Here is a 14,784-nt window from a genome sequence, read left to right as displayed (position 1 = left end):
GTCTCCCAAGCGCGGCGGACGAATCCACGGATCCGCGGAGCATAATCAGGCACACCGCCGTATTTTTGAACCACTAGTTTTAGATCAATAGACAAGAGGCATTGTGTACGAAGGAGCAGTTCAAGAGCTCATTGATGAGCTGGGGCGCCTGCCAGGCATCGGCCCCAAATCGGCTCAGCGGCTGGCGTTCCATATCCTGGAAGCGGAAACTGAGGACATGCAACGGCTGGTCCGCGCCATCGTCACCGTGAAGGAACGTGTGAAGTTCTGCACCGTGTGCGGCAACGTCACCGAGGCGGAACTGTGTAACATCTGCCGCGATGACCGCCGCGATCCCACCATCATTTGCGTGGTTGAGGAATCCAAGGATGTCCTCGCCGTGGAGCGCACACGCGCCTTCCGAGGCCGCTATCATGTGCTGGGCGGCTCCATCAATCCGATCGCCGGAATTGGCCCGGACCAGTTGCGCATCCGTGAACTGCTCACCCGCCTCAATGACAGCCAAATCCAGGAAATTATCATTGCCACCGACCCCAACCTCGAGGGCGAAGCCACGGCAACGTATCTCTCGCGCATGCTCAAAACCATCGGGATCGCCGTGACCCGCCTTGCTTCCGGCCTGCCCGTGGGTGGCGACTTGGAATACGCCGACGAGGTCACTCTGGGCCGTGCCTTCGAGGGCCGCCGCAACGCACTGACCTAAACCCGCACCAAGCACGACGCCGGGTGCCCGGCTTCCCTGTTTACCCTTGCGTTGCGCTGGCGCGCAGTTGCGCCAGGCGCTCCTGCGTGCGGGTTCCCGCGGTGGGCACGTACATCACCAAGTGCAGATCAGGGACATCGGAGGGCACCAGACGGTGCTGTTCAAAGACCAGCTCCCCCACCTCTGCCTGCAGGAATATCCGCTGCCGCGAGGAGAAGTTCAGCACCACGCGTTCTGCCCAGATACTGGCAAATTCCGTGCTGGCCTCAGCCAATTTACGCACCAACGCCGTGTGCGGCGCCGAGCCCAGCCGTGGACCTGCCTCGGCACGGAATTCCGCAACAAAGTTGCGCGAGGTGATGTCCCAATCGGGCAACATCTGGCGCAATTGCGGATCTGTGAAGACCAGCCACAACAAATTGCGTTCAACCTTTTCCACCACGGCAATACGCGAATAAAGGGCTTGATAGGCCGCGTTCCACCCTGCTATCCCCCAATCCGGGGCAACGGCAAAAACGGGGAACTCCAATGCATCCAACAACGCCTGTAGATGCGGTGGCACCCCTTCCATGGCACTCGCCCCAACCACCGGCGAGGCACCATGGCCTCCTAAGGCCAGAACATAAGCTTGTTCTGCCGGGCTGAGCCGCAGCACCCGGCCAACGGAGTCAAGTACCTGCCGGGAGGCGTTGATGTCCCGGCCCTGTTCCAGCCAGGTGTACCAGGTGACACTGACGGTTGCGAACGCCGCAACCTCCTCGCGCCGCAACCCCATGGTCCGGCTGCGGCCAATAGGTGCCAATCCGTGCTCCGCACGAAGCAGCCCGGTGCGGCGGTCGCGGAGAAACTGGCCCAGCTCACGGCGTCGTTCTTCATTCATTTGAACAAATCTAGCACTGCCACTACTAGTATTAGCGCCGTCTTCCTCCCACTGGCGGAATGCTGGTTAACTACTCTTATGCCTCCTTTACGTTCACGCACAGTCACCCACGGCCGCAACATGGCCGGCGCCCGCGCCCTCATGATGGCCTCCGGCGTTGCCAAAGCCGATATCGGCAAGCCGATCGTCGCCGTGGCCAACTCCTTTACCGAGTTTGTCCCGGGCCACACGCACCTTGCCCCCGTGGGCCGGATTGTCTCCGACGCCATCCACGCAGCCGGTGCTATTGCCCGCGAATTCAACACGATCGCCGTGGATGACGGGATCGCGATGGGTCACGGCGGCATGCTCTACTCGCTGCCCTCACGCGATCTGATCGCCGATTCCGTGGAATACATGGTCAACGCCCACTGCGCCGACGTGCTGGTGTGCATCTCCAACTGTGACAAGATCACCCCCGGCATGCTCATGGCCGCACTGCGCCTGAACATCCCCACCGTGTTTGTCTCCGGCGGCCCCATGGAAGCCGGCCGGGTCACCCTGACCGACGGTTCCATCCGCACACTGGATCTGGTCAACGCCATTTCTGACGCCGTGGACCCCTCCATCTCCGACGAGGACATCAACCTCATTGAAGAGAACGCCTGCCCCACCTGCGGCTCCTGCTCAGGCATGTTCACGGCCAACTCCATGAACTGCCTGACCGAAGCCATTGGGCTCTCGCTGCCCGGCAACGGCTCACTGCTGGCCACCCACACCGCGCGCAAGGAACTCTACGAGCGCGCCGGTGCCACCGCCGTCGCCATTGCCAAGCGCTACTACGAGGACGACGACGCCTCCGTGCTGCCGCGGTCCATCGCCTCCTTCGAGGCGTTTGATAACGCCATGGCCCTGGATATTGCCATGGGCGGCTCCACCAACACGATCCTGCACCTTCTCGCCGCAGCACAGGAAGCGGGCCTGAAGTACGATCTTGAGGATATTGACGCCAAATCCCGTCAGGTACCCTGCCTGGCCAAGGTGGCCCCGAACGTGGCAGGCGATAAGACCTACTACATGGAGGACGTACACCGCGCCGGCGGCATCCCCGCCCTGCTCGGTGAGCTGAACCGCGGCGGGCTGCTGCACACCAACGTTAAATCAGTCCACTCCGAGGGACTTACCGATTGGTTGGACGACTGGGACATCCGCGGCGGCAAGCCCACGGAAGAGGCCAAGGCCCTGTGGACCGCAGCCCCCGGTGGCCAGCGCTCCTCCACGGCGTTCTCGCAGTCTGCCGAGTGGACCTCGCTGGACACCGACGCCGCCGGTGGCTGCCTGCGCGATGTTGCGCACGCCTTCTCCAAGGACGGTGGCTTGGCCGTGCTGCGCGGAAACATTGCGCTCGACGGCGCCGTGGTCAAGACCGCGGGTGTGGACGAGTCCATCTGGACGTTCGAGGGCCCGGCCGTGGTCTGCGAATCCCAGGACGAAGCCGTGGAAAAGATTCTCTCCAAGGTGGTCAAGCCTGGGGACGTGGTGGTCATCCGCTACGAAGGCCCGCGCGGTGGCCCCGGCATGCAGGAAATGCTCTACCCCACCTCATTCTTGAAGGGCCTGAAGCTGGGCAAGGTCTGTGCGCTGATCACGGACGGCCGCTTCTCCGGCGGCACCTCCGGACTCTCCATTGGCCACGTCTCCCCCGAGGCTGCGGCCGGCGGACCCATCGCGCTGGTCAGGGATGGGGACATCATCCGCATCGACATCCCCAACCGTTCCCTAGAACTTATGGTGGATCCGGTGGAGCTTGATGCCCGCCGCGAACTCCTTGAATCCACCACCGGCTACCAGCCTGTGGGCCGCGAGCGCGAGGTCTCCCCCGCCCTTCGCGCCTACGCCTCCATGGCCACGAGCGCAGACAAGGGCGCCATCCGCCAGATCCCGGCAGATGTGGTGCTCATGAAGGCACCCCAGGTTCCCGTTCTGCAGTAGTTCAGCAGGCGAAAAGCCCAAAATTCGCATCGAGTGCATAGATAATGCCGGTCCCCCAAGCTGGGGGCCGGCATGATCTATGCACTCGTTTTTAGGTGGTGTTATTAGGCAATACGAGTGCCCTTCGCGAGTTTTCCAGCTGGTGTGCGCAGCGCCCGCCACGCAAGGCCCAGGATTCCGGCCGTGACGAGGAGCTGCAGCCCCAGGCCCAGCGGCCAGAGCGGCTTGTCCTGCTCCAGGTACTGCGGTGCGATCTTGCCATTCGCACACTGGTACGTCGCGTTAGGCCCCGCCTGAGAGTAGCGGGCGCCTTGGCTAATGGATTCGAACACTCCGGATCCGTAATACGACTGCTCCTGCGCACTGTGGCTGGGATAGGGAATGGCATCGGCAACCACCACAAATGGGTTCATGGCCAGCAGCCACGCCACGCGCTCAGTCCTAGTTGTTTGGTTCTCCACCAGCGGCCCATAACAGGCATACTCATTGTTCTCATCCGTTATATCCGCCTTGTTCGGCGTCACCGGATAGTACTGTGAATCCTCGCCTTCAACCTCGCCATTCGGGGCAGGAGCATAGACGATCGCCTTGTAGTAGGTCTGATTCGCCAACACTGTTCCGTTGCTCAGCAGAGCACCCAAACCGAAAGCGATGAGCGTGCCAAAGCTCAGCAACGCCACCACCAAGTAGGTCACCACAATGGAGAAGAGTGGACGGTTGGCCAGCGCCGAAATACCCACACCCAGGGCACAGACCACCCCCAGTTCCGCAGCAAGCATGAGGAGGGCAATAAAGATGTACCCCACCCCTAGACCACCTTGGATAATTCCAAACACAAGGAATGGCACACTGACCACGAGAAATGCCAGCGCAGCGATCCATGATGCCAGGAACTTTCCCCACAGCAGTTGGCCTGGCCGTAGCAAGGTCACCTGCATGATAGCGAGCGTGCCCGCGGAGCGGTCTCCGCTGATGGCATTGGCGGAAAACGCTGGCGCCACTAGCAAGCCAAAGAACAGCACAAAAGCCAGCACTGCTTCAAAGATCAGGGGGCCTGGTCCCTCCACAAGTTGGTCCGGTGGAACATAGGAAAAATCTGTCCTATTCGTCTGAGCCTGCCAGCTGACCCAGGTGAGAACAGCAACCAGGCCAATGAGGACAAACCAGATGCTTAGCATGATGTACCAGCCGCGAGAGCGCAGCCGCTGGCGCAGTTCCATGCCCATGACTGCGCTGATGCCATTCACATAACGGCGGAATTTATTGCTCTGTCCGGGAACTGTATCTAGGCCCGGTGCTGACGGCGTAGTTTCTGTTGTTGTCACGGCTGTTCCACCCCCATGCTCATATAGGTCTCTTCCAAGGCCCCTGTTGCGGGCCCAAAATCATGCACAGCCACGCCCGCAGCCATGAGGTCCTGCAATAGTTTCGCGGCCCCTACCTCGGAGCCAACAGTAACCAGAACGCTTTCTGCTCGGACCGTGCCGTGGGAAAATTCCACACCCAAATTTCCCAACGCTTCCGCGAGCGCAGCGGGGTCAAGGGCTGCAATACAGTAGCTACGGCCCTGGTCCGCAGCCTGCGCAACTGTCTGTGCCAGTACCGTCCGGCCTTGGTTGACGAACACGGCACCGTCAGCAATTTCATCGAGTTCTGCAAGAACGTGGGAGGAAACCACCACTACTTTTCCGTGTGCGGCTAAATTCCGCAGAATACGTCGCAGGGCCACGCGTGATCCCGGATCGAGCCCGGAGGCCGGTTCGTCCAGCAACAGCACCTCCGGATCATGAATCAGGGCCCGGGCCAGACTGAGCCGCTGCTGCTGCCCGCGGGAAAGCACGCGCGCCTTCTGATCCGCCAGCGGCGAAAGGCTCACTAGCGTCAGCAGTTCCTCCACACGGCCCGGAATTCCGGCTTTGGGTAGATGATAAAAATGACCCATGGTGGTCAGGATTTCGCGCACAGTCAGGGATTCCCACACCCCTAAGGTGTCCGGCATCCAACCAATTTTGGCCCGAGCCACGGTGGGGTCCTTGACGGGGTCAATCCCCATGACGCTGATACTCCCGGTATCTGGAGCCAGCAGCGAGGCAAGCATGAGCAGCAACGTGGTTTTGCCTGCGCCGTTAGGCCCAATGAGTGCCGTTACCTGCCCAGCCGGAGCAAGAAGCTCCATATCAACTACGGCGTGCACGGAACCGAAGCTGCGGGAGAGCCCTTTGGCGCTGAGTCCGCGAAAACCCTCAGGCGGGAAAATCCCGTCTGGCGCAAGTTGCTCTGGGCTTGGCTGCGCTGCTGGCTGTGGCGGTGAAGCCGTGGCGGGCGGTGGTGGCAAGAACTCGGTCATCGTGGCCTCCCTCTGTGCCGCGGTCTCGCCGCGGGCGGTGCCGCTGGACTCTCCCGCGGTTATGCCGCGGTAGCGGCCTTTGGATCAGCATAGGCGCAGGCGTGCACCCCGTCCTCATCCCGCCGACTGATATTGTGCGTGTTTGCCCGCAAAGCTGGAGTACGGGAAGAAAAAGAGACGCCAAGGCAGTAAAGCGGCGGCGTCATGGACCACCATGTGGACACAATAATTCCACGTTGACACCCCTTCCGCGCTAAACTTTCCTCAACTGCCTTCCGCGCTGATGATGCCGCACTGGCCTAGCGCAAGGCGTGGCAAGGCGCGAGCGGCAGCCAAATTTCCTTCTCCTAGTTTCGCGTTAGGTAAGTCAATGAGTGTGCACCCATGAGCCTGATTGTTCAAAAGTACGGTGGTTCCTCCGTGTCCGACGCCGCGGGCATCCTTCGCGTTGCCCGTCGGGTTGTTAGCACCCAGGCGGCGGGCCACGAGGTAGTCGTTGTCGTTTCAGCCATGGGTGACACCACCGATGAGCTGTTGGATTTGGCCGCGCAGGTTTCCGAGCATCCCCCGGCGCGCGAGCTGGATATGTTGATGACCGCTGGAGAGCGAATTTCCATGGCTCTGTTGGCCATGGCAATCAGCTCACAGGGCGGTGTGGCGCAGTCTTTCACAGGCAGCCAGGCCGGCATGATCACCGACGGCATTCACGGCAAGGCCCGCATCATTGATGTGGACCCGCACCGCGTCCGCACCGCCCTGGACAAGGGCAAGGTGGCGATTGTTGCCGGTTTCCAAGGCATGAGCCGCCAAACGCATGAGATCACCACCATGGGTCGCGGCGGTTCCGACACCACCGCCGTTGCACTCGCCGCGGCCTTGAACGCTGATGTTTGCGAAATCTACACCGACGTTGACGGTATCTACACGGCCGATCCGCGCGTGGTTCCCACCGCCCAGAAGATCAGCAAGATCTCCAGCGAAGAAATGCTGGAAATGGCAGCCTCTGGCGCCAAAATCTTGCACCTGCGCTGCGTGGAATATGCACGGCGTTTTGGCCTGCCCATCCATGTGCGCTCATCTTTTAGCGACAACGAGGGAACTTGGGTTCTGCCCAGCCCTGACGACAAAATCAAAATCTCAGAGGGAGTTGCCTTGGAGCAGCCAATCATCTCCGGCGTGGCCCACGACCGGTCCGAAGGTAAAGTCACCGTTGTTGGCGTGCCGGACATCCCCGGCAAGGCTGCCATGATCTTCGGCATCATCGCCGGCGCACACACCAACATCGACATGATCGTGCAGAATATTTCCACGCACGGTTCCGGCAAGACGGATATTTCCTTCACCTTGCCCATGATCGAAGGCGAAGATGCGCTGGCAGCCTTGCGCGCCCAGCAAGATGAGGTTGGCTTCGAGGATCTGATCTATGACGATAAGATCGGCAAGCTCTCCCTCATCGGCGCAGGCATGCGCTCCAACCCGGGCGTCTCCTACAGCTTCTTCAAGGCCCTGTCCGACGCCGGCGTGAACATTGATTTGATCTCCACCTCAGAGATCCGCATCTCCGTAGTCACGCGTGCGGACCTGCTGGATACGGCTGTCCGCGCGGTGCACCAGGCCTTTGGTTTGGACAGCGAAGACGAGGCCACTGTTTACGGTGGCACGGGCCGCTAGTCCCCACCAAAAAGCTGACCCGCAGAATTCTGTGGGTCAGCTTCTTATTGGGGCTAATGTTCCTCGGCTGGCTCTTCGTCCTTGCGGACAGCGTAATGGTGGCCGCTTGAATCCGTGTGCTCATCAAAGTGGGTCAGTTGCTCATCACTGCTGTCTTCGAACTCGTCGTGGCGATGCACCACGGGGGAATCCATGTCCCCTTGGTCAGCAGGTCCGAACAGCACCTGGAACTTCTCTGTGGCATGCATGAATTTGTTCACGAACTTGTCACCGCTCGTCATCATCAACACCCCCTCTCCACAGGAGAAATTTGCGTGCAAGATTTCTTTAGTTTACGCCTGAAGCACACCAAAGGCACGGATGTAAATGTGGCGTCCAACGTTTAGCGCAGGGATTGATCCTTGGGGTCAATAGGTACCAGATAGCTGCTGCCATCGGCTCGCGTCACAGTAACAAATGCCTGGCTAGCCGCCTGTTGTTGCGCAAGGAGCTTCTTATTCTCCGGAGTCATCTCATGGTCCAATGGGCTGCTGCTGGCGGGGCCTAAAATGTAGCGCAGGTGTCCGGTGAACCGCATCAGCTTCTGTACTGGGGACAACTTGGGCATAGGGCTTTCCTCGAGGCCTGGGGGCTGAAAAACACCTTCTCAACCCGGCTAATAAAGACAATACGGCCCATAGTACAGTGTTACTTAGTGCACTAACTAAATGAGGGGTGACTTGAGTGAGTATCGTGGAGAATGATCTCCTGCTTGAACGTCAACTGTGCTTTGGCCTGAGTGTGGCCGCCCGCAGTGTCATTGCCGCCTACAAGCCTGTGCTGGCCGAGCTGAACCTGACACATCCGCAGTATCTTGTGATGTTGGCACTCTGGGAGCAGGCGCCGCGCCGTGTCAAGGACATTGGCAGCGCCCTCTTGCTGGAGTCCGCCACGCTCTCCCCGCTACTCAAACGCCTGGAGATCTTGGGCTACCTCACCCGCACCAAGGACAGCGCTGACGAACGCGCCTTGGCGGTGGACCTCACTGCGGCTGGATCCGAGCTCCGCACCAAGGCGCTTTCCGTGCCGGGCACCATGATGGCCCGGCTCGGACTTGACCGCGCTGGCGCCATGGATCTGCATAGGTCCATGATGGCCCTGATTGATTCCGCCACTCACGCGGACTGCGGCGCGATGGCCCCTGCCGCCATGACGGATAATTGAGGCCATGATCCCTGCCCCACTATCCCTTGCCGAGAATGCCTGGCAAGCCAGTGCCTTGGCGCACCGCCACCGTGTTGACCGGTATGCCGCGCCCTATCTGGCTCGCCGGTCAGCAGGAGCAAAACACCCTGTTGAGGACTTCCTTTTCACGTACTACACACAAAAACCGGGTCAGCTTTCCCGCTGGCACCCCGGTGCGGGCACGGTTCTGACGGGAACCGCAGCGGCCGAACGGCTCGGCTGGAAATTTTACCGGGAAGCGACGCCAGAGGAGCTCGAGGCGAGCGGGGCGCCTGGGCAAGGCTCCGGCGTGGTGCTTGATCTGGGAAAGTTTCTGGACCAGCGCAAGGAAGCCGTGGATTTTGCGCGGATCATTCTGGGCCGCACAGCATTGCGCCCGGCCCAGTTCGGTTGCTTTGGGCTGCACGAATGGGCCATGGTCTACCAGCAGGAAGCCAACCAGGTTAGGCACGAATACCTTGAACTCCGGCTCGGCTCCACGGGAACCGACCAGGTTGTTGAGGACAACAAGATCCGCTGCACGCACTTTGACGCGTACCGTTTTTATACTCCTCAAGCGTCCGGCCTCAATGAGCTGCGGCCCACCAGGGAGAACCAGCGCGAGTTGGAACAGCCCGGCTGCCTGCACGCGAACATGGACCTCTACAAGTGGGCGTACAAGCTCTCGCCCGCGCTGCCAAGTGAGCTGGTCATGGACTGCTTTGAACTGTCGTGGCGGATCCGGGCCATGGACATGCAAGCCTCCCCGTACGACCTCGCTGCCTGGGGATATCCTCCCATCGAGATTGAGACGGCTTCTGGCAAGGCCGATTACGTAGCGCACCAGCGCGCGTTCAGCGCCGAATCCGCCGTGCTGCGCGAGCGGCTGGGTGCGGCCCTTGAGGCGCTGGGCGCCACGCGCTGAGGGCTCTGGAGTAAAAAACTAAGGCGGGTTGCCGGCATCCTGGATGCTGGCAACCCGCCTTAGTTCTTTAGTGCGCCGTGACTAGTGCCGGGCACCCTTCATTGAGGCCCTGCGCATGGCGAGGATGCCACCTAGCAGGACGAGTACTGCTCCGGCGAGACCCAGCGGCATGAGGCTGAAGCCCGTGCTGGCCAGGTCGCCGTTTGAGTTGCCGTTACCGGCCTGGCTGCTGGCGCCAGGTGCGGTGGCGGCGTCCGTAGTGGTTGCGGTGGCTGTGGCAGTCGCGGTTGCCGTGGCAGTTGCGCTCGGTGTGCCGCCGGCCGCGGTCACCTGGAGTTCGATGCTGATAGCAGCATCGGCGCCCGAGGCATCCGTGCCCGTGATGACCACCGTGTGCTGACCGGCAGGAACGCTGGCCGGGATGGTGGCTGTCAGGGACACTGTGCCATCCTCGCCAACAACTGCCTCGCCGAGCACTACAGGCTCAGAATGCAGCGTGAAGGTAGCAGTGGTTCCCGGCTTGAAATTCTTACCGGTGATGGTCACAGCCTGGCCCGCGGGCACTTGCGTAACGTTCACTTCGCCTGTGGCTTCATCAGCACCTGGTGCAGTGCTGGGCGGTGCCGTCGTCGGCGGTGCCGTTGTCGGATCTGTCGTGGGCGGTGCCGTTGTCGGCGGTGCCGTTGTCGGATCTGTCGTGGGCGGTGCCGTTGTCGGATCTGTCGTGGGATCCATCGTGGGCGGTGCCGTCGTCGGATCCGTGGTGGGTGCTGCGGGAAGCGCGAACGACTCCCGTGTTGCCTCCTTTGACGCGGCCTTTGAACCGTTGCTTGCCGTGGCAGTGAAGGACTTGGCATCAATGGCAGTTGCCGTGAGGTCGTTGGCCGTCACCGTGTGCTTGATAGTTCCTGTGCTGCTCGCACCGGCTGCCAGCGTTGCGGCGATACCGTCAACACCCGGCACGCTAACACCCGTCAAGGCGACGTTGCCGTCATTCTTGAGCGTGACGGCGTAGGTGACTACGTCGCCCTCGCTTGCGTAGGAGCTTTCGTCCTGGGTGGCGAGAACGCTTGCACCAATGGTCAGCGCCAGGGAAGGCTTGCGGATAAGAACGTCCACTTCGCCGCCGTCGGCCGTGAATTCAGCCTTCGTTGCACCGGTAGCTTCAGCAGCCCACTTCGTGACAGGAGTGAAGAAGCCGTTGGCAACATCTTCGGCCGTGATGACCCGCTTGGCTGTGGTGCATGTGAAAGCTGCCCCTGCGGCGAGGTCCCGGTAGCGGCAGTTCGGCGTCCCGGTGATGTTGAAGCCGGTGAACTCGCCAGCCGTCGGGTAGACGGAGGAGGTTACGTTCGCGGTGCTCTTGACAACAAAGTTGTACGGCAGTGACTGTCCAACCGTGTACGGGCTCGTGGCCAGGTCACGGTCTTTGTCCGCACGCTCACCGGTGACGGTGGCGCCCACAACAGGCTTGAGCGTAACAACGAGTGCCGTGGTGGCGGTGGCGGTTCCAGAGGTTGCTCTCAGCTCGTGGCTGGCAGCGGGTGTGTTTGCAGGAACGGTCACAGTCTTAGTAACAGCGCCTGCGGCATCGGTGGTGACGGTGCCCAGTGACAGCCCGTTGTTGAGCGTGAGCTCAACAACGCTATCTGCGGGGAATCCGGAGAGTGAAACCGTGATGTCGCTGCCTGCTGCAACAGTGCCGGGGGTGGCACTGATGACGGCAGGGACAGTTGAGACGGCCACGCCGGCAATGTTGACTTCGGCTCCACCAGCATAAGCATTGTTGGCGATCGAGTTCAACGCAACGAGCTTTAGGTAGCGGCCCGACTTGTTGCCTTCTATGGTGATGCGTTGGCCTTCGAGAACGCTGGTGAATGTACCGCTGGCTACCTTGGTACCGAACTCAGTGGGGCTGTCCGAAACAAAGATCTCGTAGTCCTTGATCCTGCCGTTGGGCCCATTCTGGCGCTGTGTGTATTCAAAACCAGTGACGTCATAGCTGGCACCGAGGTCAAAAACCACAGAGTGGGGGAACGGATCGGTCCCGTCCTGCCACTTGGTGTGCCAGAAAGAATCAATGTTGCCGTCAATGAGGGCCTTTGCAGGACCGTTGGGCGCTGCCTCACCGACCAGTTCCTGGGAGGAAACTGACTTGATGGTGAGCTGATTCTGTGGGATCTGGTTGGCCATGGGAGCACGGGCCCCACACAACGCATCTGAACAGGCCCTGACGGGGGCTGAAGAAGCCGTTGCCGCAGCAGATTTCAGACCGTTCTTTGCCGTTACAGCCAATCCCTTGGCTCCAACCATATTGGCCGCAACATCTGCTGCGGTCAGGGTGTAGAGGGACGTGACTGTTTTACTCTCGCCTGCGGCGAGGCTAAATTTATCCCACCCTGAAACCGTGATATCCGAGAGGTTGACGTTCCCGTTATTGGTAACAACAGAGGTGTAGGTGACGGTGTCGCCAACTGAAGCGAACCCGCTCTCGTCAACGTCCACGAGCTCACCAGCTGTGATGGTAGCCGTCACCGACGGCTTGCGCACCAACAGGTCAATTTCGGCACCGGTGATGGTGTATTTTTTGGTTTCCGCGCCTGTGGCACGTGCTTCCCAAGTGGTCAGCGGAACAAAGAAACCGTTAGCCAGCTCGGCGGCGGTGACGGCATGCTTCGGAGTGGTGCAAGGGTAGCCGTTGCCAACTCCTAGGTTTCCGAAACGGCAGTTCCCTGTATCTGTAGTTCCACCCTCTGCTACGCGCAACAGTGGGTTGAAGTTGCCCGAGGTGGGGATTGCTTCAACGGCTACGTTGCTCAGGCTATCAACCTGGAACTTGTAGGGCACTAGGCTGCCAACCGTGTAGGGGGTCGCCGCCAGATCGCGTGCGGTGTCAGTGGCCAACCCCTTGATATCAAGGCCGGCAATGTTGCTGGCTGCGCCGCCAGTGACAGTTACACTCACGTTGGAAGTGACCTTGAAGGCGCCCCGGCTCAATGTGGCGCTCACGGTGCTATTTCCGGCCTTGAGGAAGCTGGGGATCGTGACGGGTACCTGCACGTCAACCGACGCACCAGCAGCGACATCGGGGACAATCGTGGAACCGAAGGTCCACCCCGTCTTAGGCGAGAATGACGCCGTCGCACCGGACAAAGTAGTCTCAGCGTTATTGCGAACCGTCAAGGTCGCCTGAACCGTGGCACCGTTGGCGCCAGTGGCGGCCGCTCCTGACAGTGTTGCGTTCATGGCTGCCCCGCAGTCAACTTCCAGCCACGCGGCGTCGAACTTGCCGAACGTCATGGTGTTGTTATCGCCCTCGTAGAAGACGCCGAAGGCGCCACCGCTGAGGGCCGTGGCGGTTGAGTAGCTCATGGCGCCAGCCTTGAACTGCTTGCCCGCGCTCCAGGTGGTGCCGTCGTCGCAGGAGTAACGGATGGTGCCGTTGCTGCGGCCGTTACTCGAGTTCGCGTTGGAGAACAAGAGCATCTTGGCCTCGGCGGACCCCTGGGCAGCATGCGGGTACATGCGGGTAATGGAGGCGTTGTTGACCGGGTCAACCAAGTTGGTATCCACCGTGACAGGGCCGTAACTCTGGCCGCCATCCTTGGAAATAGCAACCTTGCGGGCGCGTTCACCGGAGCTGGCGCGTGAGTTGAGCATGACATCACCGTTGGAGAGTTCCACGGACTTGTTCTCATCCATGCCGGTGCCGGTGAAGGCGCCGCGCTCCCACGTCTTGCCGTGGTCATCGGAGTAGACACTGTACGCCTGGTACGGGACATTGCCGTTGGCCTGTTTGACCTTGCCGGTGAACTGCTGGATCAAACGGCCCTTGTTGGGGCCGTACTTGAGCTGGATGCCCTCGCCGGAGGCGGCGAAGACACCGGAGATCCCGCCAACGTTGTTGGCGTCACCATTAGGCTTCACGATGTCCGTGATGAGGGGACCATCAAGGCCGGCATAGGCTGACTCGGCCGTGTAGTCCGACGGCGGGAGGTTAGGCATGTTGCCCGGATCGGTGGACCAGGTCAGACCCTTGTCCTTTGAAACGGCCACCGCGGAGCTGATGATATTGCGGTCCGCGTCGTCATTGCCATAGCCGCTGCCCTGGAAACTAACGTCCTTTGAATAGACATGGAAGTTGAAAACATCCCCTGTCTCTTGGTCAAAAATGTAGCTGGGATCGCTGAAGCCGTAGCGCAGATTGCCGTTCTTGGCCTCTTGACCGCGGGCAATGTAGGTGGGGGCACCCCACGTTTTGCCGCCATCGGTGCTGCGGCGTTGAACTATGGAGTTGGGCGAGGGTGCGTCAGCACCGTCGGGGCGTCCATCATAGGAGGCCAGGACGATCCCGTTGCCAAGATCTACGAGTGCGGGGATGCGGTAGTAACGGCCCAGCGAGGGGTCAATCTTATTATCGCCGTTCTGAGCCAAAATCTGTTCTGTATAGCTACTTGTCACTGCCAGCGGGGCAGGAGCAGGATCCTGGGCGAAGGCTGGCCCGGCCACCATACCGGCAAGCAGCCCGCCAGCCAGCAGAACTGCGGTGCCCACTACTTTTCCGCGTTTTAAGCGGGGCACCCTGTTGATAGATTTCATCTATTCCTCTCGAGCGGCCAAAGCGGCCGGTAAAAACGGTCAAACGCTCAACGTTGCGCGCCCAACCCACTGGACATAGGACGTCCGCCCTATCGTACGGTGTTATGCATCACTCTGTGAAGTGGCTCTCAAATATGACTTGGGTAAATGAGGCGTGAGACATGCGGTCCTCAAGCGCAGATCTAAATTCCGACTCAAGACATAGGGAGGCCCTGGCTAACAACAGAGCCCCCGAAACCCGCCAACGTTTCGCTAGCCGCCCACTGTAGCGCTGGCGGGCCTGACGTTCTCGGTTATCAAGGAATCCGCAAACGGAGAAAAAGGCTGACCCAACCGGGTGGTCCACCGGCCGCTCCGGGCTTCTTCCATCGGCGGTGCAAGCTGGCGGATTTCATTTGGTCCTCTAGCTAGGATCACGAACTCTGCGCCCGCACATGAGATGTGCACCACACGAATTCCAGAGTTTGCACACACTTGCGTAGAAT

The 14,784-nt window shown here is 60.6% G+C and carries 11 protein-coding genes; 5 read left to right on the top strand and 6 right to left on the bottom strand.

Annotation, left to right across the window (positions count from 1 at the left end; genetic code table 11):
* Positions 1 to 103: 103 nt before the first annotated feature.
* Positions 104 to 703, top strand: coding sequence for a recombination mediator RecR (gene recR / locus ABIB48_RS16245; protein WP_110105907.1), 600 nt, complete (start codon positions 104 to 106; stop codon positions 701 to 703).
* A gap of 40 nt (positions 704 to 743) precedes the next feature.
* Here recR and ABIB48_RS16240 read toward each other — a convergent pair whose 3' ends face one another.
* Positions 744 to 1,583: a helix-turn-helix transcriptional regulator gene (locus ABIB48_RS16240; protein WP_354213626.1), complete on the bottom strand. Its 840-nt coding sequence runs from the start codon at positions 1,581 to 1,583 to the stop codon at positions 744 to 746.
* Positions 1,584 to 1,661: 78 nt separating this feature from the next.
* Here ABIB48_RS16240 and ilvD point away from each other — a divergent pair, with 78 nt between their 5' ends.
* Positions 1,662 to 3,554: a dihydroxy-acid dehydratase gene (gene ilvD / locus ABIB48_RS16235; protein ID WP_354213625.1), complete on the top strand. Its 1,893-nt coding sequence runs from the start codon at positions 1,662 to 1,664 to the stop codon at positions 3,552 to 3,554.
* A 104-nt stretch (positions 3,555 to 3,658) separates the two neighbouring features.
* On the opposite strand, the gene ABIB48_RS16230 is transcribed toward ilvD, so the two are convergent.
* Together ABIB48_RS16230 and ABIB48_RS16225 are read right to left on the bottom strand one after the other, a co-directional pair.
* Positions 3,659 to 4,879, bottom strand: coding sequence for an ABC transporter permease (locus tag ABIB48_RS16230; protein WP_354213624.1), 1,221 nt, complete (start codon positions 4,877 to 4,879; stop codon positions 3,659 to 3,661).
* A complete protein-coding gene (locus ABIB48_RS16225; protein WP_354213623.1) occupies positions 4,876 to 5,901 on the bottom strand; it encodes an ABC transporter ATP-binding protein in 1,026 nt (341 codons plus the stop codon). Before ABIB48_RS16225 ends, ABIB48_RS16230 begins: the two co-directional genes overlap by 4 nt.
* A gap of 384 nt (positions 5,902 to 6,285) precedes the next feature.
* On the opposite strand from ABIB48_RS16225, the gene ABIB48_RS16220 reads away from it, so the two are divergent.
* Positions 6,286 to 7,572, top strand: a complete 1,287-nt coding sequence (locus ABIB48_RS16220) for an aspartate kinase (RefSeq protein WP_110105903.1) — start codon at positions 6,286 to 6,288, stop codon at positions 7,570 to 7,572.
* Between the two features lie 53 nt (positions 7,573 to 7,625).
* Here the strand turns inward: ABIB48_RS16220 and ABIB48_RS16215 are convergent, their stop codons facing one another.
* Together ABIB48_RS16215 and ABIB48_RS16210 are read right to left on the bottom strand one after the other, a co-directional pair.
* A complete protein-coding gene (locus tag ABIB48_RS16215) occupies positions 7,626 to 7,856 on the bottom strand; it encodes a hypothetical protein (RefSeq protein ID WP_306457019.1) in 231 nt (76 codons plus the stop codon).
* Positions 7,857 to 7,954: 98 nt separating this feature from the next.
* Positions 7,955 to 8,179 (bottom strand): hypothetical protein, encoded by a 225-nt coding sequence (locus ABIB48_RS16210; RefSeq protein ID WP_315914441.1) that lies wholly within the window; start codon positions 8,177 to 8,179, stop codon positions 7,955 to 7,957.
* A 116-nt stretch (positions 8,180 to 8,295) separates the two neighbouring features.
* Here ABIB48_RS16210 and ABIB48_RS16205 point away from each other — a divergent pair, with 116 nt between their 5' ends.
* Together ABIB48_RS16205 and ABIB48_RS16200 are read left to right on the top strand one after the other, a co-directional pair.
* The gene (locus tag ABIB48_RS16205) at positions 8,296 to 8,775 is read left to right on the top strand and encodes a MarR family winged helix-turn-helix transcriptional regulator (protein WP_354213622.1); all 480 of its coding nucleotides are present in this window, start codon (positions 8,296 to 8,298) and stop codon (positions 8,773 to 8,775) included.
* A 4-nt stretch (positions 8,776 to 8,779) separates the two neighbouring features.
* On the top strand, positions 8,780 to 9,700 hold the full coding sequence (locus ABIB48_RS16200) for a 3-methyladenine DNA glycosylase (protein WP_354213621.1): 921 nt from the start codon (positions 8,780 to 8,782) through the stop codon (positions 9,698 to 9,700).
* 81 nt (positions 9,701 to 9,781) lie between these two features.
* On the opposite strand, the gene ABIB48_RS16195 is transcribed toward ABIB48_RS16200, so the two are convergent.
* The gene (locus ABIB48_RS16195; protein ID WP_354213620.1) at positions 9,782 to 14,299 is read right to left on the bottom strand and encodes a discoidin domain-containing protein; all 4,518 of its coding nucleotides are present in this window, start codon (positions 14,297 to 14,299) and stop codon (positions 9,782 to 9,784) included.
* Between the last annotated feature and the right edge of the window lie 485 nt (positions 14,300 to 14,784).

It is taken from the genome of Arthrobacter sp. UYCu511 (genome assembly GCF_040547105.1).
GTDB lineage: Bacteria > Actinomycetota > Actinomycetes > Actinomycetales > Micrococcaceae > Specibacter > Specibacter psychrochitiniphilus.
The sequence above is the reverse complement of the archived record's forward strand: the minus strand, read 5'-3'. Positions and strand labels throughout refer to the sequence as shown.